This is a genomic window from Vibrio sp. Of7-15 (assembly GCF_022347565.1).
In the GTDB taxonomy this organism is placed as follows: Bacteria; Pseudomonadota; Gammaproteobacteria; order Enterobacterales; family Vibrionaceae; genus NORP241.
In genome coordinates this window covers 358993-385063 of the sequence record NZ_JAKRGH010000001.1, presented here as the reverse complement: position 1 = coordinate 385063, position 26071 = coordinate 358993, and the positions used below count along the sequence as shown (strand labels likewise).

The following is a 26071-nucleotide window of genomic DNA, read 5'->3' as shown; positions in this document are numbered from 1 at the left end:
ATTTAATAAAAAATTACAGACAAAAAAACCAAATAAGCAACTTGTTTTACATGTTAATTCTTTCAATAGAATGAATTATTAATGAAATCCAAATATGTGATCGCCTACATCATTTTTGTTCTGCCTATACTTAGGTTGCCACATTCAACGCAAGGAGCAAAGTATGTTAGTAAAGCACCGAGACTATATTCTTGAAGACATGACGCACCATAAGGTGCACGTGGCAGTTGTCCCCACTGGAATAGTAAATCTCGAACTTGATGATCACACTGAGCGCTATCAAGCTGAATTTGATCTACTTGCCTTTATGCGAAATGAAGATACAACTTGGTTAGTGTGCAAATCTAAGTTAGACAACGGTGTTGAAAAATGGAAATTACCGCTAAAAGAAAAAGATGCTTCGGATCTTGAGCACCTCATAGAAGATGCTGAGCAGGAGCTGAATACGTTATTCGATGATCTCATCTGAGCTTTAAAGTAAGACAAAGCTTATTATCATCTTCAGCTGCAGTTTCCGCAAAAACTGCAGCTTTTTATTCTGTCACACAACTGATTAAGACATTATTCTTTATTACTCTGGGACATTGCATAATCCAGACGTTCTTTGAGTTCTTTACGCTTTCTGTCTATTTTTTTTACTTTTCGTCTAAAAACTGCATTTTTGATTTTTTTCAGCATGCTTAGTTTCCCCATTGCAAGCTCGCAACTACTTTTAGCAATTTAATATGACATTTATCAAAAACATACACAAATAGATATTTGGGATATATTAAGTAACATCATATCGAAAGCGAGCTACCAACCTGTTTCATAAATAAGACGTAAATGTATCATTTTTCAGACTATTGCTACTAATTTAAAGAGAAATAAATCGATATTGATCCATTTACTGTCCTAAAAATAGCTGTTCTAAATTTAATGCTAGACGATGAAATACAAGTTTCATATAGTGCGTGTTTTTTTTCTAAACAATGAAAAAGTACGTCACTAGGTAAGAGGTGATATTCCCTTGGAAATTGAAAGGGATAGCCATTAACAAGAACAATAAGATTCGCATCTATGCTTTCAATACTTTGCTTTCTTGACTGAGTAAAAACATCTACAGTTTTATTATCTATAGCAACCTTCGCTATTGCAAACCCATCTTTCCTTAAAGAAGACTGTAACACTCCGTAATGATGAAGTGTCAATACGGAAACCAGTTCCACCGAAACTAAACGTGAATCGACTAGATGAAATTTAACGTTAACTGGTATCGAATAATACAACTGATCGTCTAAGCAAAGTTGCTGAGGCGTCGTTTCGTCAGAACATTCATAGATATCAGAATCGTATAGCAAATCTTCTGCCGACATATTGTTTTTAAAATATGAATACAACTCCGTCCCCATTACAACGGAATTAAAAGCAAATAGCCCTAATAGCGTGCATATAAGCACCCCAGTTTTCCCAACTATCCTATTTTTCACACTTGCTCCACTAAACGCGTTGATGATAACTCATTCAACCCTTTAACCGAGTTAAGTGAATGGCGCTCCAATAGTTGAGACATAGGCTCTGGTTGATGCAGATAATACCCCTGAGCATAATGCATCCCCATTTTTTGACAACGATGATACGACACTTCATCCGTTACAAACTCCGCAACAACTTTGGCATTAAGAGAATCTGCAATAGAAATGGTAGCTTCAACAAGGGCCATATTAATGGGATCATGCCCCATTGTTTTAATAAATTCACCGTCAATTTTGATACTATCAAATGGGATTTTATTCAGATATTGGTAGGAAGTATAGCCAGCACCAAAATCATCAATAGAGATATATACGCCTTTATTTTTCAAATCAGACAAAAATGTGGCTGCATCATTCAAATTTGTTATGGCGACACTTTCAGTGACTTCAATACAAATTTTATTCAGTGGAATCACTGACTGAGTCATAAGAAGTGTAAATAACCTATCTCTAAACACTTCATCTTTTAATGACTGCCCTGATATATTAATACCAACCCGCTCTATATCATCTATACAACGGTTGTACTTAAAGACGTCTATAAGCTTGGTAGCAACATACATATCAATATCGGGCATTAAACCATACCGTTCTGAAGCCCCTAAAAACTCAGCTGGAGAAACAAGCTCTCCATGTTCATCAATCATCCGAATTAACACTTCAAGCATCAAGCTATCAGGGCATTCGAAAGACACAATTTTTTGACTAAATAAAGTAAAACGATTCTCCTGTAACGCCTGCTTCACCTGGATGGACTTTTCCATGTATTCGTATTGTTCATTGTTTTCTTCTATATCCGCATCGATAATAATATAGCTATCCCTTCCTTGTTCTTTGGCACTAAAACAAGCAGTATCCGCTTTAGCCAAAAGGCTTTCTTGGCTCAATTTGCCAGCAGAAAACAAGACTATGCCTGTACTTGAAGAAATAGAAAAACTAGAGCCGTTATACTCAAAGCGTAAACTTTTCACTTGGGCATTTAACATAGTCGCAATTTCAACCGCTTTCTGCCGATCTACATCTTTTATCAACAAAGCAAACTCATCACCACCAATGCGGGCAAGAGTATAATCCCCCTGTAAAGATAACTGCCAAACTTGAGCTATTTGACGAATCAAATCATCACCAACATTATGCCCTACCACATCATTCACCAATTTGAATTGGTCCAAATCAATGTAAAACAGCGCAGATTTCCCTGTATACTGGCTGGATAGGCGTTGCTCAAGAGTTTTCATAAATGAATAACGGTTACTTAACTGGGTTAACTCATCCGTAGTAGCCAGTTTTTCCAAACGTTTATTAATTAAAACTTCTTCTGTTATGTCCACAGCACACCCTTCGAAAAAAGATGAGTCAGCCAAAGAACGAACTTTAACCTTAATTGAACGAACCTCACCCGATGAGCTATGTAACTCTAGTATGTTCACTTTGCCATTATAAAATAGCTCAGTTAAATTTATCTCACTGTCTCTTAGCACATCACGTAAATTAAATTTCCCCATAGATGGCTGGCCAGACAGCGTCTTAAAAGTCTTATTCGATGCCAATACCTCACCATTTTTATCAATAGTAAAAAAGCCATCAAAAGAGTTCTCATAGAGTGAACGGTAACGCTTTAAGGCGCGATTAGCCTGTTTTTCTAACGCCACTTTCTCAGCAACTGAAAAACTAATAATTCGACTATAAGAAATGGTAAGGATAAGGACGGTGAGTATAGGACTATATGGTGCAAAGAGTTCAACAAATTGAATCTTATCTGCAAAACCCATATGAGAAGCATTAGCAACTATTCCTAGGACAAGATAAGCAGACCAACCTAAAAAAAACAGCCCGGCGTGCTTATTTCCATTCATCATCATATACATTGCTCCCAGCAATATGAGCAAGTTAGTTGAAGAAATGGAAAGAAGGATGAGACTAATCAATGCTGAGTAGCTAATAATTGGCGTTAAAACAACCACCCCAATATGGAAGACAGAGCTTAGAACTAGCAATTTACAAAGCCAATTTCGCCAAGATAACTTTAAAACCAGACAGGTATAAACACAGGCCATTATCACAGTAAAAGATGACAAGTAAGGAATAATATAACTGTTTATTTTAGGGCGCTGAGGCCAAACCTCAGCAAACAAAAAGCCAGATTTAGTCAGACTTAAGGAAACAATAAAAGCCAATAAAGCAACATAACAAAAACTGGTAAGGAAATGTTCACGAGTAACAATTGTGGAAATGAACATCACAGCTGAAACAAAAACGCCAACTAAAAAAACATTAATCTTATTGGTAAAATTAACATCTTTTTCTTGCTGCAAAGCATCGATGATAGAAAATGCAGGCCTTTTTAGCGACGCTCCAGACAGTTTAATATAAACCCAGCTTTCATTATCATACTTAATGTTTATTGGAAAACTGTACGTATACCCTTTAATCAAACGATAATCGAAAGGTAGCTTATCACCAGCTTTCAAATAGTTAATGGTGGTATGGCCTTGTTCACTTTTATTTACTTGCCATATATCAATATAATCAATGTACGTATCATCGTAATTTAAATACGGCTCTACTGGTAACTGACTTGAATCTAGCTTTATCCGATACCAAACCGCCTCATCACTAAATCGAGCTTGCCACTGATTCTTATCTACCCAGAGGTTACTATCAAGCGCCTCTTCTAACGTATCAACATACGTACTATCTAAATATTCCACCTTCAGTTCAAAGCCCGAAAGCTCAGCCTTCGCATGAAACGTGAAGCAAAACATCACGGTCATTAACAGTACGTTTGTAAATTTAGCCAACAATGAGACTACCATCGAGGATCCATCCATGAATCTCCTAGATAACGGTTTAAATTTAGGCAATCACACTTTTATCCTAATACCATTGCGCAGCTTGCTACGATTGGCAGTGTAAGGAGCCACAATATGGATTGTTATTAAAAGGAAGAATTAGGCTGAGTCAAAAACTCAATCTCTTCTGGTGTAGATTTTCTATCCAAGATTTTATTTCTATGTGGGTAGCGGCCAAATTGGTCAATAATCTTTTTATGCTGCAATTCAAAGTCAAGATTACCAACCTCAGGGTCAGAGAATAACTGTTCAGCCACTTGATGAATGATTTTTGATTCGCTGTGCATAAACGGCATATACATAAACGAACGATAATCTCCTTGAAGCTCTAAGTGGCAGCCATTTTTAATCGCTTCCTGAGCCAAACCCAATGCTAATGCATCAGCTCCAAAAGCCTGTGGTTGATCTCGATAAATATTTCGTGAGAACTGATCTAATACAATAATCTCAGCCAAGCGCCCTACGGCAGACTCTCGCCAACCAAACAGCTCACCTTGTACCGCTTGCTGATGCAACTCTCCAAATCGCTCATGAATTTGATTATCAAAATCTGCATCTTTTACCCACCACTGTTTCGGGTCTATCTCTTTAAACCAAAAATCAATTACTGTACGAAAATCCACAATCACCTCCAAATATTAATCTGAGAATAACAAACAAAAGTATCTACGGCTCAATGTGCTCTATCTGCCAATAGCGCTCTTTTTTAAGCTTCAATAGCTCAAAATTATCCACTCTGGCCACTATGTTCGGGTGCTTAATATCATCACAGCGATCCCCTATTACAATAACATCACACCCTGCTGATAAAGCCGCTCTAACTCCATTCGGGGCATCTTCAAATGCTAAACAATCACTGCATTTCACCCCCATGGCTGAAGCCGCGCGTAAAAATGACTCTGGGTGCGGCTTCCCATTATCCACTTGGTCAGCCGTAATTAAAGCAGCCGGTTCAGGGAATTGACACGCCGCTAAACGGGGCTGAGCGGTTAATAATGAACCTGATGTCGCAACGGCCCAACATTCTTTAGGTAGTTTCGATATAAATGACAACGCACCTGGAATCTCTTTTAATTGTGTTACTTTACTGCATTCAATCTGTTCAAGCCGAGATACTTCTTGCTCTATATCCAAATATGGAGCCACTTTAGTGATCGTATCGGCTGCTCTGGAGCCAGTATTTGCCTTTCTCACAGCATGGTAATCCACATTAGTCACCTGACACCATTCTTGCCAAGATTGGCGAATAGAAGGAATAGAATCAACCAACGTTCCATCTAAATCGAAAATAAATGCCTGATACATATACGCTCCTTCGATTACGCCATTTCCACCTTTTGTCCTGCCTTGTTCACCTTTCCTTGTACGCTCAACAAGTCAACTAACTCATTAATTGGCAATGGCTTACTAAACATAAACCCTTGAAATAATTCAACACCGCTATGCTTTAATTGTTTATATTGGTACTCAGTTTCTATTCCTTCAGCAACCGCAGTTAAATTTAATGCTTTTGTTAACTCTACAATAGAATGAAGTAAAGGTGGAAAAGGTTGGTTGGGAACTAGGTCTGAAACAAAACTCCGATCAATTTTAATTATCGACATGTCATTCCGTGATAAAAGCTCTAACGAATTGTACCCCGTCCCAAAGTCATCAATCGCCAGTGTGACCCCCATATTAGATAACTGTTGAAAAATCATTTTATTATGAATACTACTTGTAATTTTCTCACGTTCGGTCAGCTCTAAGGTCAGATTGATGTATGAAGGCAGTTTTACTAATAAATCAGAGGCGTCTCGAAGTAACCCTTCATGTAGATGCGCACTTGCAATATTAACATTTAAGGTCAGCGGAATGTGATTAGGGAGTCGCTGACAATCTTCAATGACTATCCCAAACAAATGTCTCGTCAGCTCAACGATTTGATCCGATTTTTCCGCTTGCTCAATAAAAACATTTGGTGAAATATTCCCTTTTGTCGGGTGCTGCCAACGTAAAAGCACCTCCACGCCATATAGGGTTTCACCATCATTTTTATAGACTGGCTGGTAAACTGGATAAAACTGATTATTCTTCATTGCCCAATAAAGGTTAAAAGCCATCCATTTTTTAGATAGGACAGGCCGTGCTGGAAGCAGCAAAATATAAATAGATAAAGTGAGAACAGTAATGCCAAAGAAAAAAGATTCTAACGTATCAGATACCACGTCATAAACACTCACTTTCCATTCAATGGCAAACGGCAATTCAGAGCCAGAGCCAAACGAACTTTCTTCGATAGGCATAACCCCATCAGCGGTTAAACGTGCGTTCTGAAATGCAATACTCACATGAAGAAAAAATTCAACTTCCTGCAATAAAGTTTGAAGGATAGCGGTTTCAAATATCCATACTGCACCTAGGTTTTCAGCCTCTTTATGCCACATCAATACCACTGGTTTATCAGGAATAACTGAAGTGCCACTAGAAAGAATCAAAGATATGTTCTTCTCAAGATCTAAATTGGGAAAAGTACTTCGAACATCTTGAGAAAAGACACCAATAATAGGCGAGCAAAAAGCAACTTGATCTTTCACTAACACGATCGAACGCAATTGATCGTCTTGTGCTGTAATCGGTCGAATATGCTCTGACGCCTTCTCACACATTGACTCTACGTTATGTGTTAATTCATTTGTCGGAAATATAGTTTGTTTTTTAGCACGCATCAGCATACTGTCGAGCTTTGCATGCATCGTCTGTACGTGCTCGTTCTTCTCTTTTCGTTCAGCATTAAAATGCAACAAAGAAACTAAACTAAGGGTAAAAAGAAAAGCCCCAGCCAATACAACAAGCTCTTTTTTTAGAGTTACAAAATAGTTGCTTTTTTCACTTTTCAAAAATGACCCAGCCTAAAATATCTTTATAATCCTTTAAATCAATGTTCTATATTTTGTTCTACATTGATTTTCATTCGTTTTCTGTTGCTAACATACACAACATATAACCAAATGTTATTGATGTCATTATGATAAAGGATGTGTAAATAAATAAAATAGCTTAGCCTCACAAGACATCATCAAAAGTGCGAAGCATTAGGCATAGCTCCTGCCTCATTTTCTTTTTATTTCACTAAAGTGGGTCACATTATAAATGACTGTATGAAATAAATGTCCCAAATCTGCGTTCTTATTACTATCTGGAGCTCTGCTCCTCGCAGCATTAAAGGAAATTTATGAAGCTACGTTATCTTTCAATGATTGTTTGTCTTTTTCTTACCTCTTGTGGCCAAACTATTCATTCCAAAACGAACCTTACAGTGGGTGAAATAAAAAAAACACCTAATAAAGAGGTGACTTATCTTGAAGTAACACAGCCTCATACTGATTCCCAAATTATTTTTATTCATGGCTCTCCTGGTGAAAAAGAAGGTTATCTTGATTACCTATCAAAGACAGAGCTGCAAAGTAAAGCAACATTAATTTCTATTGATCGGATTGGATTTGGACAATCAAAACTAACTCCAGAGCCTTCTATTATTGCTCAAGCTCAAGCTATTGCACCATTGCTCAGCCAAAACACGATTTTAGTTGGGCACTCACTGGGTGGCCCTATTGCCCTTCAAGTTGCCTTATTATATCCAGAGCAAATAAAAGGTATGATCATCGTAGCTCCTGCTTTCGATCCCTCTCTTGAAGAACCTAAATGGTATAATTGGTTAGCCGCATACCCACCTGTCAGCTGGGTATTATCGGAACCCATGCTCACCTCGAATAAAGAAATGATGCCTCTAGCAGATGAATTAACAAAGCTGGCAGAGAAAAACTGGAATAACCTCAACATGCCAATCACTCTTATTCATGGTGAAGAAGACAGTATTGCCGATCCGAGAAACAGCTTATTTGCAATGAAACTCTTACCAGAATCAAATACAAAGCTCATTATGGCTCAAAGAGAAGGCCACTTTGTTTTATGGCAGAATGTTGAATTGATCAGCCGTGAAATTGAGCTTATTTTAGACAGGGTAAACGCAATTAACCTGAGCTTGGAATAATTAAAAATCTAATGGACAAAAAGCCCCATTCACACTTTTAGTAGAATGAGGCTTTATCAAGCAGTAGGCTCTAGTCGTCTAGTTCAATTAATTTTGTTGAACCGCCGTAAAATTTCTCACGTCGCCTTTGTACCAATGCATAAAAACCAGGAATCAACAAGGTACCGGCAAGAAGAACAAACAGAAGTCCACCTGTTAAAGAAATACCCAGCGAATTTTGGCTAATATGCCCAGCCCCAGACGCAAAGATCAACGGTAAAATACCTAAGATGAATGACCATGATGTCATGTTCACCGCTCTAAAGCGTAATGTACCACCACGAACAGACGCTGCGTCTAAATCCACATTCTTATCTTCGCGTTCCATTTTGGCAAATTCCACGATTAAGATTGCATTTTTTGCCGCTAAAGCAATCAAGAGAACCAATCCTATTTGAGCGTATAAATTCAGCGGAATTCCCGTCAGGTTTAGCGCAATAAATGAACCCAATGTAGCCACAGGAACCACCAGTATAATCGCAATTGGTATGCTCCAACTTTCGTACTGCGCAACCATGAACAAATAAATGAAGATCATCGCTAAAGCAAACGCATAAATTGCTTGGTTACCTGCTTTTACTTCCTGGTACGCCATACCTGTCCATTCGTATTGGTAGCCCTGTGGAAGCACTTCTGCCGCCACTCGCTCCATCGCTGCAATGGCATCACCACTTGAATAACCAGGTGCAGGGCTTCCCTGAACCACCGCAGAACGATACATGTTGTAGCGCCAAGCAACATCTGGTTCAAACACTTGCTCCATGGTCACTAACGTACTCAGTGGGATCATTTTTCCACCAGCAGAACGTACATGAAAACGCGCTAAGCTATCTAGATCATTACGGTAGTCGGTATCCGCTTGCATGGTGACACGGAAATTTTTACCGTACATAGTGAAATCATTCACATATACTGACCCAAGGTTACTTTGCAATGTTTGGAAAATGTCCGTCAGTGGGATCCCTAGCTGCTTGGCTTTCACGCGATCAATATCCACGTAATAATGCGGTACATTGGCTCGGAAAGTACTAAAGGTGAATTGAATTTCCGGTTGCTGATTCGCCTTGCTGATCATCTGTTGCATAACATGAGCTAGGTCCGAACGGTTCCGGCCTAATGTATCTTCTAATACAAACTCAAAACCTGATGCAGCTCCCATACCTGGTACTGCTGGCGGGCCCATCGCAAATACCACCGCTTCTGGCAATTGCATCGCTGCTTTCGCATTAATGCGGCGAACAATATCAAAAGAGGTATGTTCTCCTTCTAACTCAGAGCGAGTCTGCCAATCTTTCAGTTTTATGAACATCGAAGCCCCGTTAGACTGGGCCGCACCAGTTAAGAATGCATAACCATTTGCGACAGTAATGCCTTCAATTGCCGGCTCTTGCTCAACGATGTGCCTTAGCTTTTCGGTCACCTCTTCAGTTCGAGTTAACGAAGCGGAGTCAGGCAGCTGGATATTAACCAGTAGAACACCTTTATCTTCCTGAGGAACAAATGCTGTTGAAGTTGTTTTTGAAAGCCATACAAGGGAGGTCACCGCAATACCAAAAACAGCAACTAAAATAACTGACTTGCGTACTAAGAAGCCAGCAACAGCACCGTACTTGACCGTTACTTTATCTAAGCCATTGTTAAAGGCTTTAAACCATCCTGCCGTATTATTTTGACCTTTCTTCAATACAAGGGAACACAAAGCAGGAGATAAAGTCAGTGCGTTAATAGATGAAATAACAACAGAAATACAAATGGTTAAAGCAAACTGTCGATACATGATCCCGGTAATACCCGGTAACATTGCCACAGGTAAGAATACCGCTAACAAAACAAGCGTAGAGGTAATGATTGGCCCTGTTACTTCTTTCATGGCCTGTAATGTTGCTTGGCGCGGGGACAGCGTTGGATCTTTTGCCATATTGGTATCAACATTTTCAATCACCAAAATAGCATCATCAACCACGATACCAATTGCTAGGATCAAGCCAAACAGAGTCACCGTATTGATAGTGAATCCCGTGGCCAACATCACTGCAAACGTACCAATCAAAGAAACTGGAATCGCCACCACCGGTATAAGTGTCGCACGCATACTGCCAAGGAAAAGGTAGGTTACGGCAATAACAAGCAAGATAGCTTGAATAAGAGTAACCACTACCCCTTTGATGGACTCTGCCACAAAAACCGTCGTGTCATAACTGGTTTCGTAGCTCATGCTCTCAGGCATTGCATGTGACAATTGCTCAAGCTTGTCCATTACCGCTTGACCACTTTCTAATGCATTTGCCCCCGACTGAAGTGACATTGTCACTATAGACGCTGATTTTCCTTGATACAAGCCAGCCGAATCGTAAAACTTTTTACCTAATTCAATGTTTGCGACATCTTTTAAGTAAATCATTCGTCCATCAGAGTTGGCTTTTAAAATAACATGCTCAAACTCTTCAACGGTTTCTAAACGGCCTTTCGTTACCAAATTAAATTGGACTTCTTGTGCATCATTGAATGGTGGTGCACCAATCTTACCTGCCGCAACCTGTACGTTTTGCTCTGTTAAAGCAGCACGAACGTCGCTGGTTGTTAGCCCCAGTGCTGCCATTTTGTCTGGGTCTAACCAAACACGCATGGCATACTCACCACCACCAATCACGTTTACCTCACTGATCCCTTTTACCCGTGCCAGCTGATCTTTGATGTTTAGGTTTACGTAATTCGTTAAAAACTGATCATCATATTTGCCGTCAGGTGAATAAAAGTTCAATACCATTAATAAATCTGGAGAACGCTTTTTCACCGTAACCCCGACCATACGTACTTCTTGAGGAAGCTTCGATTCAATCTGAGAAACACGGTTTTGAACATTAACCTGAGCCATATCGGGATCAGTGCCAATATCAAAGGTCACATTTAAATTATACGACCCATCATTAGCACTTTTAGAAGACATATAGATCATGTTTTCTACCCCGTTCACAGAAGCTTCTATGGGCTCTGCAACGGCTTCTTCAACCACCTCTGCACTCGCACCAGAATACACCGCAGTCACACTCACCGACGGAGGACTGATTTGCGGATATTCCGATACAGGCAAAGCAAGCAAAGAAATAAGGCCCGCCAATGTTAGAATGATAGAGATCACTAACGCAAATTTAGGCCGCTGAATAAAAAATCGACTTAACATACGCGACTGCCTTATTGTTTAGGTTCAGAAAGACGAACTGGCATACCATTACGTACCCGCTGCAAGCCAGAAGTAATAATATTATCTTCTGCGGTAATACCTGACCGGATAATGATCCCTTTGCTGGTTTGCTGCCCTAGTTCCACGTTTCGTCGCTCAGCCACATTATCGCCAGTCAGTACCATCACAAAGTCCCCTTCCAAATCCGTTTGTACTGCTCTACGAGGAATCACAAGAGTTTCTAGCGCTTCATTTTGCTGTAAAACCACTTGCGTGTATTGGCCTGGCAACAATTGATGTTCAGGGTTAGGAAACAAAGCTTTCAGCGCAATGGTGCCCGTATCTACATCAATTCGGTTACTCACATAAGCAATATCACCCGAATGTGAATACACATCGCCATTACCTAGTTTCAATGAAACAGCCACATCTGAAAAATCACTTTCAGTGCCAACTCTATCAAGGCCAAAATTCAAGCGCTCTTTTTCACTAAGATTAAAGCTCGTAAAGATAGGATCTAAACTGACCAATGTGGTCAATACACCTGAACTAGAGGAGACTAAATCCCCAATACTCACTTTACTTTCACTAATACGGCCAGAAATAGGCGCGGTGATCAGAGTTCGAGATAAATCCACTTTCGCTGCGGTTAATTGCGCTTGAGCAGACTTAAGTTGTGCTGTTGCTTCTAACTGATTAGCCACCAGCCCATCATAGTTAGATTGGCTAATGCTTCCTTTTGGTAACAGGCCCTCTCCACGCTCTAGCTCAAGGTTAGCCACACTTAAATTGGCTTTTGCTTGAGAAATCGCCGCTTCAGCACTGGTCACCTTTGCTTTGTAACTGGCAGGATCAATTTGGAATAGTCGATCCCCTTTTTCTACCAGCTCACCTTCAACAAAATACCGCTCAAGTAAATAGCCAGACACTTGAGCTGTGATCCCTACATCTTCTAGCGCTTCAGTACGGCCAACATAACTTTTACTTGGTTTGTATTGGCTAACAACAACGGATGTTGCTTCAACAAGTGGTAAAGGAGGAGATGATTTATTTGATTCACTTTCACTACAGCCAGCTAGAACAGCTACACCCAGTAAAGCGACATAAATTGGTTTTAGTTTCATTATATTAACTCATCAAGAATTGATTCTTTCTCTTCACCTAAAAGTGGGAGAAATTAAACAGATGAGTTCATATTAATTGTAGATAGTTAACCGAAGCTGAACGGAAATTCAGCTATGGGTGAGAAAATGTAATTAATAGTGTCTAACGAATAATATTTGCACAATTATTATCTTTAATTATGACTCTATCGAGAAATCATAGCTAACTGATGCTTTCGCAAACTGGCTGACTTTGGTTGGCCTACCTAAATGAAAGCCTTGCATATAATCAATATTAAGCTCAAGCATGGCCTCATATTCTAAGTTCGTTTCAATCCCTTCCACTAGAACTTGAGATTCAAGTTGCTCCGATATCGCAATGGCATCAAGCAAACCTGACGGCTCTCCCAGCATGTACTGTTTAATCAAGCTTTGATCAATCTTAATAAGATTGGGCTTAATCTGACGCGCTCGATCTTCTAATGAAGCTCCAGAACCATAATCGTCAATCGCCAACTGGCAACCCTCAGAACGAATATTTTGCACCACTGAAGAAAGCTCCTCCTCACTTGAGCAATCATGCTCTAGCACTTCAATATAAAGTGGTGTCGAATCTAACCCAACAAGACGAATGTATGATGGGTCAAGATCATTCACTGCTCTGGGGCTGAGCAAGGCTAAAGCCGATGCGGGAGAAACATTCAAAAATAACGCCCCACCTCGGACAAATCGTACAAAATTTTTCATATGCAAAACACGGCACCACTGATCGATCATCATTAACTCATCAGATGATAAATAGCTCGCACTTAAGAAATGGTTAGGTGCCACAGTAGCTGAACAAGAATGATCATAAACTCTCAATAAGGCTTCATGCCCAAAAATTTGGTTATTACGCGTAAAAATTGGCTGAAAAGCGCTCGTTAACGTGAAGTGTTGATATTGGATACAGCTGCTACCGTCACTCCTTTCCATTAAGTATTCTTGTATATTATTCATTCTCTTACTGACATTATCATATGCTTTTTTAAAAGAGTAATGCACTACATGGCATAATAAAAGTGTGATCTAGCTCATTGAGTCAATGTCTTAAAATCAAAACACATTTCTTCGTATCACATCTCAGACAACAGATCCGGTCTGTATAATTTTTCTCGACTTTGTCACTAATTAGACATATATATTGAGTACTGTTTATCAGTAGGGAAACCGGTAGAAGGAAAAAAGGATGATATGTCAATTTAGGGAGCAACCTAGCTTTGAACCTGATCATTCAGGTTATATTAATGGCGCACTCAGCTTATATCAGGATGATGACAGCGAGGCTCAACATGTAACTAACCCAGATCCAGTGTTATCCAATAAAGCTAATAATTATGACAACGGTTCAGTCACTAATTGGTAACTGATTTTTCGCGCTGTAGAAACAAAAAAATAGGTGCTCCTCGCACCTATTTTTTCAACTCTAACAAAATCTTATGCGCTGGCTTGTAAATCTACCCAAATCGTTTCGACTTTAGAGCCTCTGCCACCAACCTGAACGTCTTTGATCTTTCTCTCAACTTCAACCACTTTCGCTGAAATCAACGAAGGGCTCCCCAACGTACGTCCTTGTTCAAATAAAAATTTTCCAGATGAGCCTTGGTATTTTGTTAAATAACAAGCTAGAGCACCACTAGCACTACCCGTTGCTGCTTCTTCATTAATTCCAATTGACGGAGCAAAATTTCGGCACTCTGCACTAATATCAGATTCATTTGGCGTTAATGCAAAAACATGAAAACCAAAAGTCTGCGTTTCACTATTAAAACGAGCGATGGCATCTAAATCCGGTTGAATAGCATGTAAGGTTTCACTATTCACCACAGGAACAAAAATATCAGTCAGCCCAGTAGACACAGCCTGAATCGGCAAGCCTGTCGCTAAAATGCTTTCAACCGATAACCCCAAAAGATGCGCAATATCATACTCATCAAACTTATCACCAAAAACAGGTGCTGGCTGCTGCATGGTAACTGAAAAATCCTCCGACACTTTAACACTCAAAATACCTGCTTTGGTTTCTTGTCGGTACTGACCAGCTTCTATGATCCCTTTTTGTGCTAACAACGAAAAAGTCGCAATTGTCGCATGACCACACAAATCAACTTCACTAGTAGGAGTAAAAAAGCGAACGGTAAAATCAGCGTTCTCAGACGCTGAAACAAACGCGGTTTCAGATAACCCAACCATAGAGGCAATACGCTGCATTTGCTTATCCGATAATAGATCAGCATTTAAGACAACACCTGCAGGATTTCCGCCTTTTTCGCCAGCAACGAATGCATTTAACCTAAAAACTGCTTGCGACATAATCTCTCCTTGAATTATTTCTATAGGTACAACATGTCGCAAATAATGAATAAAGACAAGAAATTAAACCCCTGCCCTCTATAAAAAAGTACCGAAATAAAAGAAATGTGACTTAAATCGATGAAAATATTATTAAAACCCTATCACAAAAATGAAATCAACATTAACAGAATATAAATAGAGTTAAAGTACGACAGAATAGATATGCACTTGTATTTATATCTTGATTTACTCGCCAAATAATTCAAATACGAAACAATTTGAGCTTAATAACAAAGAAACTCGTCACTCACTTATCAATAATACCGCCATAAAAATAACCAAGGAGAAGTAAAGTGACAACATTAGCATATCAAGCCATGGGGATTGGCCCATGGGTGTCAGCCATCGTGTCACCAGAGGTAGCAATGAGTTTAGCTAAAGAATATCGTCAATATGGCTGGCCTGTGAAAGTGAATAATATTGATTTTGAGTAGTAAAAAACAAGATAAATAAGCTTTCAATGGATGAAGGCTTACTTACCATCATCAACTAATCATTTAAAGGTGGTCTCATCCAAACTTGACTAAAATCGAACCAACCTAAGCCATTGCTATTTGTATTTTGTAATACTCCATGCTGCTCATCATTAACACCCACCCACGTATGATAAAGGGGTAAAACCTGACCACTTTGAACCAATATTCGTCCAATATCACTTGCAGGAAAAGAACTAAAGCTATTTTTACGCCAAGCCTGTACTAACTCATCAATAACCCGATATTCAGATTCCGGCATAACACGTTTTATTTCTCCAAAACTGTATAGCCAAGACAGCAACGCATCTTCACGCTTTGAGCCTAAACTCATTCCTCTCACCCAGAAGTCAATCTGATCGTTACGTGAACCATGAGCAACATCTTCCGTTGGCAGCTCAAGGGCAATAAGCTTTATTCCATCCTCAGCCAGTAACTCTTTAAGGATGGCCGCTAATTCAGTATAAATCGGGTGATCTTCATGGAATGCAACAGTAAGCGTTCTTTTTTCTGGCACCTGAACAGGCTCAACAATAGGTACTTGATGGTGCCAACCAGGTAATACACCGTAAGCATTGATAACACTAAAATCTCCAAGAGTATGGTGTGGTATTCGGCTAAAAAGCTCCATGGAAGACAACTTAGATCGCAGATACTTAATCCACTTTGGATCCGTCGCAATACCAGACTTTCTATTGAACAACACATAGCAACAGCCATGATCAAGAGTTAATGTTTCTGAGGGCCGAGAAATATATGTAGAAGGGTCTTCAATACTTGGAGTTAACTGACACGCAGGGATTTTATCTAACACCCAGACTTCAACCGTATCCACCAAAGACCGATAACCAAAATAATAATCGTGAGCTTCTAATACCAAACGCTGTTGATCGTTTCTCGCTACTTTATAAGGGCCCGTGCCTACTGGCAACAAATCAAAATCCTCACGCTTAAGCCAGTCATGAGGCAGAATCTTCGCCTGATTTGTACCCAATAGTTCATGAAAACGCACATCATCGCTAGACAAATAAAAATCGATGACATTTGAGATAGGGCTTACTACGCGCTCCACATGCGAAAACAAATCGTGTAGTTGAAGCTGTTTAAACGTCGTGATCACATCATGGCTGGTGAGTAAGCTATTATCATGAAAACGAATTGCTGGCCTTAAATAAAAGCGCCAATGACGAGGGGAAAAAGACTCCCAATGGTGAGCAAGATCCCCTTCAATTTCCTCTTTTTCCTCATTAATTTTAGTCAAGCCACTGAAGATTTCATTGATAATATGCTGCTCGGATCGGCGAATAGGCTTTAATGGATTTAAGTTTGCAAGCTGACGGTAATATGGAAGTCGTATAATTTGCTTGCCCTGCTGATGGGATAAACCCAGCTGATCTTGAATCACAAGGGCAAGCTGGCTGTTGTCATGATTAAGGGCCGCTAGAGCTTGATCCAGTCGCCCTTCTGCAACAAAGCGCTTGGCTTGAGATAAACTGATTTCCTGATCAGTTTGTAAAAACCTCAAGCGAGATAGTTTCCCCCTACCAACGGCAGGTTCCCACTCAATCCACCCTTCTTCGGCCATTTTGCTAATAACCATGCGAGTATTTCTTCGTGTGCAAAACAGAAGTTCAGAAATACATTGCAGATGAGTATCGCTACTCTCTCCTTGAAAGTGCTGATACAAGCGTTCGAATTGAGTACGTAGCCGTTGACTGCTCATAAAAGAGGAACCTATTTAAAACAAATATTCTGTATTTAGTTTCCTACTTTAACGCAATAATAGCCAGTAAATCAGGCTGTTTGTTTTCTTGAATGAGAAAACATGGCCTTACCTCACCCCCTAGAGGTAGGGCCAACCTTCCTCTTTAAAACAAAATTCAACACTTATTTCCATACACTGAAGATGATTTCAGCTATCCTAATCAATGTTGATCTTAAACAGTGAGAAACTATGGCGATTCTTCTAGACGATTCAAACCAAACATTAATAAAAAACAGCCCTTATTATAAAGAGATTGATAAACAACTCACTCTTGCCCAACAAGCCCTAGAAAGCCCAATACGTGGTAGTTTTATAGACAGAAAAGGAAAACTAACCAATAACCTTTCAATCATGTTAAGCGCACTTCAAAACGCAGTAAAACATGATGACACTAATCTGGATTTACTCGCGAACCTCGCCAGTGCTTATATCTTTAACAATAAAATAGAGCAAGGAATCAATTTATACCGCACCATTCTCTACTCAGAGCCACATAACACCAACATACTATTTCGCTATGGTTACTGGTGTCATTATGCTGGAAGAAATACCGAGTATAATGTTGCCCTTCATCGACTAAAAAAACTCTCCTCAGACAAAGCAAACTTATTATATGCGCTCCCTAAAACACTCACGCGCTGTATATCTAGGCCAATAACCAACACCGTTCCCTCATACACAAAAAATATTGACGCTCTGATCGTTCTTGGTTTCAAGTTAAACTCCGATGGTTCTGTTCCATCGATGCTTAAAGAACGATTAACACTATGCCGTCATATCGCAATACAATTCCCTCTGGCTAAAATTATTGTCACAGGCGGTGTTCAACAAAATGGCATTACGGAAGCTGAAGCGATGGCTGAATGGCTTATCGGTTCAGGAATAGAAAAAGCAAGAATCCTCATCGAGCCCTATGCAAAAAATACCATTGAGAATATTCAGTTGAGTGTCAAATTACTTACGCATCACCATTTACACAATAACCTAATCATTACATCAGCATGCCATGGCCACCGAGCCCATGCTCTATTTACAAGCTACAGTCTAAATCAACATTTAAATAACCACACATTCATGCCAGTTACCGTAATCAACCCAGCAACAGACACTTACGACAGCCCCACGAGGAATCAAAAACTAAGTATCTACCTAGATTGTTTAAGAGTGTGTCAGTTCAATGCATTCAGTTATCGTCAACTGCAATACATGTAACCGACTCAATCTAAACTAACCTTCTGTTTATATTGACAAAAGAGACAGCATGATAAAGATATACATGTTATATAAATAAAAAGGATATATTCCAGAGACTTAACCTGCGTCAAAATAATGGCAGTTATTTTTGACTTACTAGGAGAAAGCCATGATAATTTGAACTGTATACTCATAGCTTTTGATACATAGAGGCTATAAAAAATTAAAAGAAAGGCCTTTAATGCATTTTTACTCACTACTAAATTATGTAAAACCCTTTGCTCGGATCTGCTCGAGGTATACCTTTCTGGCTGTACTAGCAGGGGGAAGCATCAGCTTTTTAGTCACTTGGCCTTCTATCAGCTTGCATTTGCATCAACTGCTCCAATACCTTTCACCGCAACTTTTTCATGGTATACAACAACATATTTTGGCCACTCAACCTGAGCATTTCTTTTTTACGTTTTTACTAAACTGGCTCAGCATTACTCCTATCTTGTGCCTAGTGGCCATGATATGGGCCTTATATCAAACCATAACTGGTAGCCATCACTTTTTTCATAATGAGTTGCGTAGAGCACTAAATCGCTCCGAACTTTTTCCTATGTTTCAACCTATCATTGACGCTAAGTCAGGTGAGATATACGCAGCTGAGCTATTGTTGCGCTGGCGCCACCCCCAACTGGGTTATGTTGAGCTCAGCCAATTCATTCCTTTATTAGAAAAGAATAAGCAGCTCAATCAGTTGGTCTACTCTTTTTTCGTAAAAGCGGAAAATATGCTACCGCACCAAACAAAATTGAAATACCTAAGCATCAATATCACGCCGAGCCAAATTAGAGACAAGAAACAATTTAAAGTACTCGTGACAATTTTACGCCAGCATCAACATATCGCAGAAAACATTCTCTTAGAACTCACAGAGCAAGACTGGAACCCCGTTTACTCAGATGAGTTCATCGATAGACTCAATACACTAAAGAAACTGGGATATAAAATCGCTCTTGATGACTTCGGTACAGGGCAAAATGGACTGGAGCTTTTGCACCGCTTTCAACCCGATGTCATTAAAATCGATCGGAGCTACATACAACAAATTGATTCTGACAATACGTGCAGCTCTGTCTTAGATGCCATTATTCATCTAGCTCGTAAAATGAACATATCGTTAATCGCAGAAGGTGTCGAAACCCAAACACAACGTAATTATTTACTTGCTCATGGCGTCTCTAAAATTCAAGGTTTTCATTACTATAAACCACTACATGAGAAAGATTTCATTCAAGAAATTAATGCCAACTTAACTCCTCTTCATCCTAATTACCCATTTAATTCACCCCACCTTGACTAAATAATGTTCTGCAATTATTCACATCATCGTAATAGATCGAAACTAGGCCTCACACATAGCCTCCCCTTACCTTGTCCACCAAACTGGAACTGAAATAAGCTCGAACAAACCTATCTGACTATTCTGTTATTAACCATAAAAATTACAAACAGTTAGACTGGTTGCATAAATAACCCATCATCCCTTTATTTCTTTACTTATTGATACAGATAATGCTTTACTGTACCCCACACTTTTAGTCTGCCGTAAAAATGCCACTAATCAAATTACAAAGATTCCAGACCACTCTAAATAGAAGAAATGAACGCTACCCTGTTGTACAAAATGGAATATTTAGCCTAATCACAGGAGAAATCGATTTTACATTACCAGATGGAACAAAAGGCATGTTGCAGGCTGGAGACTTCACTCTCTATAGTTCTGGTGAGATTTCTGATTTTCAAATGAAAACGAGTGAGGGAGACTTTAGTGCTGAAGCACTCATAATCGACATTTCTATCTTTCAAAATTTTTTATCGCAGCTCGACGACGATGCCTTCCAAATAAAATCGGGCCAGTACGCCTATTTTTCGAAACAAGACACTTGCGTGTACCGCTTGTTCATGCAGATTCGGGACATATTAGATTCTGAGCTAACCATTCACCCAATGACACTGACTCAGCTTGTCTATGCGCTACTCAATGAAATGATTGCCCAAAAGCCACACCTATTGCCTTTGATCCGTCGAGCAGCTGAGCTCAGTTCAACGCAAAAAGTGATTCATTATATAGAAAAAAACTTAGAGCAAGACATCAACATCGACAGTGCCGCTCAATCTATTGGTATGTCAGCAGCAACTCTAAAAAGAAAGCTGGCTTCAGATAAGATTTCTTTTGCTAATATTTTGAAAGTAAAACGCATTACTAAAGCCACTACAGAATTACGGCTAACAAATAAAGCCATCACTCAAATAGCTTATGATTGTGGCTTTAAAAATGCAGCCCACTTTAGCACTGCATTTAAAGCCCACACGGAGTTAACGCCCAAAGAATTTAGAGTAAAGATCAAAAAGTGCAGCCAAATAAAACCTTAGCTGAACCTTATTCCCCCTGAGCTTGAACCATTTCGATCTGCATCAGCATGGTCTTAGGGTTGTGATAGTCCAAATTGATCGTATAAACAATTTGATTATGCTCTAAAGCCAAAGATGGGAAACCTTGAACAGGTAAACGGCGATAAAAACCGATTTCCTGCTGTAGCAGGTTTTCCATTTCCTCGTGAACCATATCCGCTTCAAACTGCACTGTATCTAACCCAAGCTCGGCAGCTAAAGCTGTTAATGTGCTCATGTCTGATGGGTTCATTGCCTTGAGATAATAAGCTTTCTGGATTTTTTCTATCATCTCTTCTTCTTTACCCTGTACGCTTGCCGCAATAACAGCACGACATGCAGGGTAAGTAGAACGACGAGGTTGGCACTTAGTCCAGAATTCAAAGTTAAATTCAGTACCAAGCTGTTGGTGTATGTGATTCCAGGTTTTCTGGATAGCCTCTTGCATCTCCTGATCCATAACTTGATCAGAATCGGGCGCTAAACCACCTAGAATATTAATTACTTCAATATCTTGTGGAAGCTGATCGCGTAACGCTTGCCATGTTGGCTTAAAACCCCAGCACCAACTGCACATAGGATCATGAAAGTAATAAAGCTTGGTTGACATAAAAGAGATAACCTTAATTTCTATACGAAATGAACATAGAAGAGTTATCGACAAACAGATGAAAAACTTTATGTCATTAAAAGAGTTATATTAAAAACGATATGTACATCACGATTGCTTAGAAGCACCAAAAACAATCAAACTTATCTTTCGCGATGGTATCGAGCAACTCATGTAATTGGTTTGATGATGGATGAGGCTGATAAATCTGCCATGTTGTATCAGATGGACGCCAAAACAAATGCCATCGCCTCTCCTCTTTATCATAAAAAAGCTTGGCTACAGAAACCGTATCATCCGCATGAGCGCCATCCACTAACCAATGAGAAACGGTAACATAAAGCGAGTTAGTATCTAAGTGATAATCAACGCAAGCCAGATCCACAGGCAGGTTTTGATTACGCTCTGAGCAAAACTTAGCAAGCTGATGCTCCACACGATGGCGATCCAATTCATTCAAAGACATACATCCTCCAATCACACATCACATTCAATCAGCGAATAAATCGTGGCCATTGAATACTATTGATAAACTTCTAAACCTTTTGATTACACTGTCGATAACATTATTTACAAATTAGTATAAAGTTATAAATAACAATTAATAATAATAGGCGTTCCACTGAGGTCATAATTATGAAGTTTAACCACAAAGTTGTTGCCACTTCGTCTGCAATTTTGCTTGCTGCGCTATCCATTTTATCCTTTAGACAATACTACCAAGTTAAAGGGCACATTGAATCGTTAATCCAGCACAGTATCAGCGAAATTGTTAATGGTGTTAAAAACACCGTTGATAGCGAAATGACGTCCAAAGCTCAACTTGCTACCTATGCCACTCGGCTGATCGAAGACGATCTATCTGAGCAGCACATTAGTAACGTTATTAACAAGCCTAGCATTAAGAACACATTTTTACTTGCAGGGATCGGTTTTGAAGCAGATGGTACGCACCAAAGTAATGACGCCAGTTGGGACCCGGGTAGCTCATGGGATCCACGAGTCCGCCCTTGGTATAAAGACGCCAAAAATGCTGGTAAAACAATCGTTACGGCCCCCTATGCAGACTCCGCTACCGGTGAAATACTGGTATCTGTAGCTGCACCTGTACGAGAAAATAGCCAATTTACTGGTGCTATCTTTTATGACGTCAGCTTAGCGCAACTCGCTCAACAGATTAATCAAGTATCGTTGTTTGATGCGGGTTTTGTGTTCATGGTAGATAAAGAAGGCACCATAATTTCACATCCAGAAGCTAACATGAACGGTAAAAACATGTCGGAATTTCTCGGCTCAGCCAGTATTTCGAACCAAATTAAGTTGATTGACTACCAAGAAAAACCCACTTATCTCAGTTTCACTCCAATCGATAGCCAAGAATGGTTTATTGGTGTGATCCTTGATTATGAAAAAGCCCATACTTCCGTTTATGAACTTAGAACATCAGCAATTTGGCTAACAGCATTATCACTTATATTTGCCATTATTGCGCTGTTTATTGTGTTGAAATACTTAATGAAACCATTAACGGTTCTGAATGATGCCATGAAAGATGCCGCTTCAGGACAAGGTGATCTAACTCGTCGTTTGAACACAAATACCGATCAGGAATTTGCCGAACTGGCTTCAAACTTTAATGCCTTTACCGAGAAGCTCCAATCTTTAATCTCTGAAACAAAAGTTCTCAGTGAAGAAATTCGACACAGCACCGAGCAAACCTCACAAGGTGTACAACTTTCCGCAGGAGACATGACAACTCAGCTAGCAGAAGTAGAACAACTGGCAACGGCAATGAATGAGATGGCTTCAACCTCTGCTGATGTCGCTGGTAATGCGCAAGGTGCAGCTTCAGCCGCTCAAGAAGCCGATAATGCCGTTGAAGATGGGGTCAGCGTGGTGTCTCATACCACAGAGTCCATTGCGACACTCTCAGGACAAATTGATCAAGCGGTAGAGGTGGTGCAAGACTTAGAAAATGCGACGGGTAATATTGAATCCATTCTTTCCGTTATTAATGAAATCGCCGATCAAACCAACCTGTTAGCACTAAATGCAGCTATTGAAGCCGCCCGTGCAGGTGAATCTGGCCGTGGTTTTGCGGTGGTTGCCGATGAAGTTCGCACCTTGGCACAACGTACTCAGCAATCCACTACTGAAATTCGTAACATGATAGAGCAACTTCAATCAGGAGCTCGCTCTGCTGCGAATGTGATGGGACAAAGTAAGAGCCTCGCCTCCGACACTGTCATTAAAGCAAATGAAGCGAATGAAGCTCTAAACCGAATTAAAGAATCTATTATTCAAATTTCAGACATGAACCTTCAAATCGCCTCTGCTGCAGAGGAGCAAAGCCTTGTCGCTGAAGAAATTAATAGTAATACCTTCAATATCAAAGATCTTTCCCAACAGGTTTCAGATAGAGCGGTAGAAGCCTCGTCTCAAATGCAAGATCAAGTGGCCCGAGTACAACAACAAGATACGATTCTTAACAAGTTCATTGTATAGCGGATTCGTATGACTGGTTTACACTCAAACAGTCATACGACCCCTAAGCCTTACCCATAACAGCAGTAAAGTTATACCTTTGCTGCTGTTTTCATTATTAATGACTTAACCCAAGTCACAAAAATGTCACATGCCAGTAATATCATAGCGCCCTCAACAATACCTAACTGAGATGGAGATTTACTATTATGTTTCGCAGGGCTGTCATTACACTTACCTGTTTAAGCAGTTTTCTCGCTGCGCCTTCTTTTTCTAAAACGGTTTCTGTATCAGGCTCTACGTCTGTGACTCACGTAATGGAAGTGTTGGCTGAACAGTATAACAACGAGCACAAACAAGACTTCATCGCAGTACAAGGCACGGGTTCTTCTGCTGGTATTTCTCTGGTCGAAAAAGGAATATCAGAGATTGGAATGAGCTCTAGGTGGTTAAAACCACAAGAGAAAAGTAACACGATTAAGATTGTGCCTATCGCGTTCGATGGCATCGCAATGGTCGTGAATAAAGACAATCCAGTTCAAAACCTCACGAAACAGCAAATTCTTGATATTTACCATGGTGAAATCACCAACTGGAGCCAAGTCGGTGGGCCTGAAAGAGAGATCGCCATTGTCACTCGTGAAGCCTCTTCTGGATCTCGTTACTCATTTGAAACCTTAGTAGGGTTAACCAAGCAGGTGAATAACGAAATGGTTTCTGATATTAGCGATAAGGTATTAGTAGTAAACAGCAATAGCATGGTAAAAACCATTGTGAACCATAATTCTCATGCGCTTGGTTATATCTCCCTAGGCTCAATCGATAATTCAATCAAAGCCTTAAAATTTGAAGGCGTTGAAGCCACAGGTAAGAATTTACAAAAAGGCGACTATAAATTTTCTCGACCTTTTCTCTTAATTCACAAAAACAATAAGCTTTCTTCTGTTGGGCAAGATTTCTTACACTACGTTTTATCTGCTGAAGGACAGCAAACAATTAAAGAAAGTGGTTATGTTCCGGTAAAATAGCACCTTCAGATACAATAATATTCAGCTCAGCAATAGCACTATACGACGCTGAGCTGATTACTTCCGTTACTTACACACCACTACTTCACTACCGGGTAACGTTCATCACTGCCCCATTCCGTCCAAGAGCCATCGTATACAGACAATTTATATCGTCCCGTTAATGACGCTGCCAACGCTAAAATACAGGCTGTAACACCAGAACCACAGGTAAAATAATAATGATCTTGCACTGGCGCAAGTGCATCAAACAGATCTGATAATTCTTGCTTCGACTTTAACTTCCCATCCACCAGTAATTCAAGAAATGGTAGATTTTTAGCACCCGGCATATGGCCGCTTCTCACTCCTTTCCTTGGCTCTAGCACTTGTGCTAAAAAGCGATTGTTAGGACGTGCATCCAATACCGTGCAATTTTCCGACTCAAGTTTCTGCTCTAATTCTTTTGCACTTATCACCCAATCTGACTGCAACTCTGCTTTGTAGTCCGTTTTTTCAACAGGACTTGGCGCATCTTTATGAGTTTTACCACCAGCAGACAACCACGCTGGTAGTCCCCCGTCAAGCACAGCGACATTGTTATGGCCCATCGCTTTAAACATCCACCAAACACGTGGAGAAGCAAACATGCCAACTGAATCATAAACAACAATATCAGAATCGTTTTGTACACCTAACAGACCAACCTGTTCCGAAAAATAGTCGGCACTAGGTAACATGTGAGGTAATTCACTTTCTTGATCTTTAATCACTTGATCAAAGTCGAAGAAAACAGCTCTGTCTATTCTTTCACCTTCCCACTCTTTAACCCCAGAGCGTTCACTGCCAGGCATAAACCAACTGGCATCGATTATTTTCAGTGTTGGTTCTGAAATGTGTTCTTGTAACCATGAAACAGACACTAAATCGGTGTTTAAAATACTCACATTACATTCCTTATCAACCTGAAAAATACAACC

22 protein-coding genes are annotated in these 26071 nt (G+C 39.8%); 9 read left to right on the top strand and 13 right to left on the bottom strand.

Going from position 1 to position 26071, the window contains the following annotated elements; genetic code table 11:
* Window positions 1–163 precede the first annotated feature (163 nt).
* On the top strand, window positions 164–469 hold the full coding sequence (locus tag MHO82_RS01555; RefSeq protein ID WP_239182090.1) for a hypothetical protein: 306 nt from the start codon (window positions 164–166) through the stop codon (window positions 467–469).
* A 382-nt stretch (window positions 470–851) separates the two neighbouring features.
* Here the strand turns inward: MHO82_RS01555 and MHO82_RS01550 are convergent, their stop codons facing one another.
* From MHO82_RS01550 to MHO82_RS01530, 5 genes are all read right to left on the bottom strand, one after another.
* A complete protein-coding gene (locus MHO82_RS01550) occupies window positions 852–1469 on the bottom strand; it encodes a hypothetical protein (protein ID WP_239182089.1) in 618 nt (205 codons plus the stop codon).
* Window positions 1466–4279 (bottom strand): EAL domain-containing protein, encoded by a 2814-nt coding sequence (locus tag MHO82_RS01545; protein WP_239182273.1) that lies wholly within the window; start codon window positions 4277–4279, stop codon window positions 1466–1468. The genes MHO82_RS01550 and MHO82_RS01545 overlap by 4 nt, the downstream gene beginning before the upstream one ends.
* 173 nt (window positions 4280–4452) lie before the next feature.
* Window positions 4453–4995, bottom strand: coding sequence for a DUF924 family protein (locus tag MHO82_RS01540; RefSeq protein ID WP_239182088.1), 543 nt, complete (start codon window positions 4993–4995; stop codon window positions 4453–4455).
* 37 nt (window positions 4996–5032) lie between these two features.
* The gene (locus MHO82_RS01535; RefSeq protein WP_239182087.1) at window positions 5033–5671 is read right to left on the bottom strand and encodes an HAD-IA family hydrolase; all 639 of its coding nucleotides are present in this window, start codon (window positions 5669–5671) and stop codon (window positions 5033–5035) included.
* A 14-nt stretch (window positions 5672–5685) separates the two neighbouring features.
* Window positions 5686–7245 (bottom strand): EAL domain-containing protein, encoded by a 1560-nt coding sequence (locus tag MHO82_RS01530; protein ID WP_239182086.1) that lies wholly within the window; start codon window positions 7243–7245, stop codon window positions 5686–5688.
* A gap of 335 nt (window positions 7246–7580) precedes the next feature.
* Between MHO82_RS01530 and MHO82_RS01525 the strand changes: the two genes are divergently transcribed.
* The gene (locus tag MHO82_RS01525) at window positions 7581–8399 is read left to right on the top strand and encodes an alpha/beta hydrolase (RefSeq protein ID WP_239182085.1); all 819 of its coding nucleotides are present in this window, start codon (window positions 7581–7583) and stop codon (window positions 8397–8399) included.
* A gap of 70 nt (window positions 8400–8469) precedes the next feature.
* Here the strand turns inward: MHO82_RS01525 and MHO82_RS01520 are convergent, their stop codons facing one another.
* From MHO82_RS01520 to MHO82_RS01510, 3 genes are all read right to left on the bottom strand, one after another.
* A complete protein-coding gene (locus tag MHO82_RS01520; RefSeq protein WP_239182084.1) occupies window positions 8470–11619 on the bottom strand; it encodes a multidrug efflux RND transporter permease subunit in 3150 nt (1049 codons plus the stop codon).
* A gap of 11 nt (window positions 11620–11630) precedes the next feature.
* Window positions 11631–12743, bottom strand: coding sequence for an efflux RND transporter periplasmic adaptor subunit (locus tag MHO82_RS01515; RefSeq protein WP_239182083.1), 1113 nt, complete (start codon window positions 12741–12743; stop codon window positions 11631–11633).
* A gap of 177 nt (window positions 12744–12920) precedes the next feature.
* On the bottom strand, window positions 12921–13721 hold the full coding sequence (locus MHO82_RS01510; RefSeq protein WP_239182082.1) for an EAL domain-containing protein: 801 nt from the start codon (window positions 13719–13721) through the stop codon (window positions 12921–12923).
* A gap of 229 nt (window positions 13722–13950) precedes the next feature.
* Between MHO82_RS01510 and MHO82_RS01505 the strand changes: the two genes are divergently transcribed.
* Window positions 13951–14127 carry a hypothetical protein gene (locus MHO82_RS01505; protein WP_239182081.1) on the top strand — a complete coding sequence of 59 codons (177 nt, stop codon included), beginning with the start codon at window positions 13951–13953 and terminating at the stop codon, window positions 14125–14127.
* Between the two features lie 71 nt (window positions 14128–14198).
* Here the strand turns inward: MHO82_RS01505 and MHO82_RS01500 are convergent, their stop codons facing one another.
* Window positions 14199–15074, bottom strand: coding sequence for a PhzF family phenazine biosynthesis protein (locus tag MHO82_RS01500; RefSeq protein WP_239182080.1), 876 nt, complete (start codon window positions 15072–15074; stop codon window positions 14199–14201).
* Window positions 15075–15409: 335 nt separating this feature from the next.
* On the opposite strand from MHO82_RS01500, the gene MHO82_RS01495 reads away from it, so the two are divergent.
* Entirely contained in the window at window positions 15410–15550 is a 141-nt protein-coding gene (locus tag MHO82_RS01495) for a hypothetical protein (protein WP_239182280.1), read from the top strand.
* A 55-nt stretch (window positions 15551–15605) separates the two neighbouring features.
* Here MHO82_RS01495 and MHO82_RS01490 read toward each other — a convergent pair whose 3' ends face one another.
* Window positions 15606–17312 carry an SgrR family transcriptional regulator gene (locus tag MHO82_RS01490; protein WP_239182079.1) on the bottom strand — a complete coding sequence of 569 codons (1707 nt, stop codon included), beginning with the start codon at window positions 17310–17312 and terminating at the stop codon, window positions 15606–15608.
* A 231-nt stretch (window positions 17313–17543) separates the two neighbouring features.
* On the opposite strand from MHO82_RS01490, the gene MHO82_RS01485 reads away from it, so the two are divergent.
* The 3 genes from MHO82_RS01485 (at window position 17544) to MHO82_RS01475 (ending at window position 20972) form a co-directional block, all read left to right on the top strand.
* Window positions 17544–18566, top strand: coding sequence for a YdcF family protein (locus MHO82_RS01485; protein ID WP_239182078.1), 1023 nt, complete (start codon window positions 17544–17546; stop codon window positions 18564–18566).
* 223 nt (window positions 18567–18789) lie between these two features.
* Window positions 18790–19899, top strand: a complete 1110-nt coding sequence (locus MHO82_RS01480; protein WP_239182077.1) for an EAL domain-containing protein — start codon at window positions 18790–18792, stop codon at window positions 19897–19899.
* Window positions 19900–20150: 251 nt separating this feature from the next.
* Window positions 20151–20972, top strand: coding sequence for an AraC family transcriptional regulator (locus MHO82_RS01475; RefSeq protein WP_239182076.1), 822 nt, complete (start codon window positions 20151–20153; stop codon window positions 20970–20972).
* A gap of 7 nt (window positions 20973–20979) precedes the next feature.
* On the opposite strand, the gene MHO82_RS01470 is transcribed toward MHO82_RS01475, so the two are convergent.
* Together MHO82_RS01470 and MHO82_RS01465 are read right to left on the bottom strand one after the other, a co-directional pair.
* Entirely contained in the window at window positions 20980–21600 is a 621-nt protein-coding gene (locus MHO82_RS01470) for a DsbA family protein (protein ID WP_239182075.1), read from the bottom strand.
* Between the two features lie 118 nt (window positions 21601–21718).
* Window positions 21719–22066 (bottom strand): DUF3024 domain-containing protein, encoded by a 348-nt coding sequence (locus MHO82_RS01465; RefSeq protein ID WP_239182074.1) that lies wholly within the window; start codon window positions 22064–22066, stop codon window positions 21719–21721.
* A gap of 170 nt (window positions 22067–22236) precedes the next feature.
* Here MHO82_RS01465 and MHO82_RS01460 point away from each other — a divergent pair, with 170 nt between their 5' ends.
* Window positions 22237–24105, top strand: coding sequence for a methyl-accepting chemotaxis protein (locus MHO82_RS01460; protein ID WP_239182073.1), 1869 nt, complete (start codon window positions 22237–22239; stop codon window positions 24103–24105).
* A 188-nt stretch (window positions 24106–24293) separates the two neighbouring features.
* Window positions 24294–25112, top strand: coding sequence for a phosphate ABC transporter substrate-binding protein (locus MHO82_RS01455; protein WP_239182072.1), 819 nt, complete (start codon window positions 24294–24296; stop codon window positions 25110–25112).
* Between the two features lie 80 nt (window positions 25113–25192).
* Here MHO82_RS01455 and MHO82_RS01450 read toward each other — a convergent pair whose 3' ends face one another.
* Window positions 25193–26038, bottom strand: a complete 846-nt coding sequence (locus MHO82_RS01450) for a rhodanese-like domain-containing protein (RefSeq protein WP_239182071.1) — start codon at window positions 26036–26038, stop codon at window positions 25193–25195.
* Window positions 26039–26071 lie beyond the last annotated feature (33 nt).

Coding starts and splice junctions, on each gene's coding strand:
- MHO82_RS01555 (WP_239182090.1), top strand. CDS start 164: ATGTTAGTAAAGCACCGAGACTATATTCTTGAAGACATGACGCACCAT.
- MHO82_RS01545 (WP_239182273.1), bottom strand. CDS start 4,279: ATGTTTTGCTTCACGTTTCATGCGAAGGCTGAGCTTTCGGGCTTTGAA.
- MHO82_RS01535 (WP_239182087.1), bottom strand. CDS start 5,671: ATGTATCAGGCATTTATTTTCGATTTAGATGGAACGTTGGTTGATTCT.
- MHO82_RS01525 (WP_239182085.1), top strand. CDS start 7,581: ATGAAGCTACGTTATCTTTCAATGATTGTTTGTCTTTTTCTTACCTCT.
- MHO82_RS01520 (WP_239182084.1), bottom strand. CDS start 11,619: ATGTTAAGTCGATTTTTTATTCAGCGGCCTAAATTTGCGTTAGTGATC.
- MHO82_RS01515 (WP_239182083.1), bottom strand. CDS start 12,743: ATGAAACTAAAACCAATTTATGTCGCTTTACTGGGTGTAGCTGTTCTA.
- MHO82_RS01510 (WP_239182082.1), bottom strand. CDS start 13,721: ATGAATAATATACAAGAATACTTAATGGAAAGGAGTGACGGTAGCAGC.
- MHO82_RS01505 (WP_239182081.1), top strand. CDS start 13,951: ATGATATGTCAATTTAGGGAGCAACCTAGCTTTGAACCTGATCATTCA.
- MHO82_RS01500 (WP_239182080.1), bottom strand. CDS start 15,074: ATGTCGCAAGCAGTTTTTAGGTTAAATGCATTCGTTGCTGGCGAAAAA.
- MHO82_RS01490 (WP_239182079.1), bottom strand. CDS start 17,312: ATGAGCAGTCAACGGCTACGTACTCAATTCGAACGCTTGTATCAGCAC.
- MHO82_RS01485 (WP_239182078.1), top strand. CDS start 17,544: ATGGCGATTCTTCTAGACGATTCAAACCAAACATTAATAAAAAACAGC.
- MHO82_RS01480 (WP_239182077.1), top strand. CDS start 18,790: ATGCATTTTTACTCACTACTAAATTATGTAAAACCCTTTGCTCGGATC.
- MHO82_RS01475 (WP_239182076.1), top strand. CDS start 20,151: ATGCCACTAATCAAATTACAAAGATTCCAGACCACTCTAAATAGAAGA.
- MHO82_RS01470 (WP_239182075.1), bottom strand. CDS start 21,600: ATGTCAACCAAGCTTTATTACTTTCATGATCCTATGTGCAGTTGGTGC.
- MHO82_RS01465 (WP_239182074.1), bottom strand. CDS start 22,066: ATGTCTTTGAATGAATTGGATCGCCATCGTGTGGAGCATCAGCTTGCT.
- MHO82_RS01460 (WP_239182073.1), top strand. CDS start 22,237: ATGAAGTTTAACCACAAAGTTGTTGCCACTTCGTCTGCAATTTTGCTT.
- MHO82_RS01455 (WP_239182072.1), top strand. CDS start 24,294: ATGTTTCGCAGGGCTGTCATTACACTTACCTGTTTAAGCAGTTTTCTC.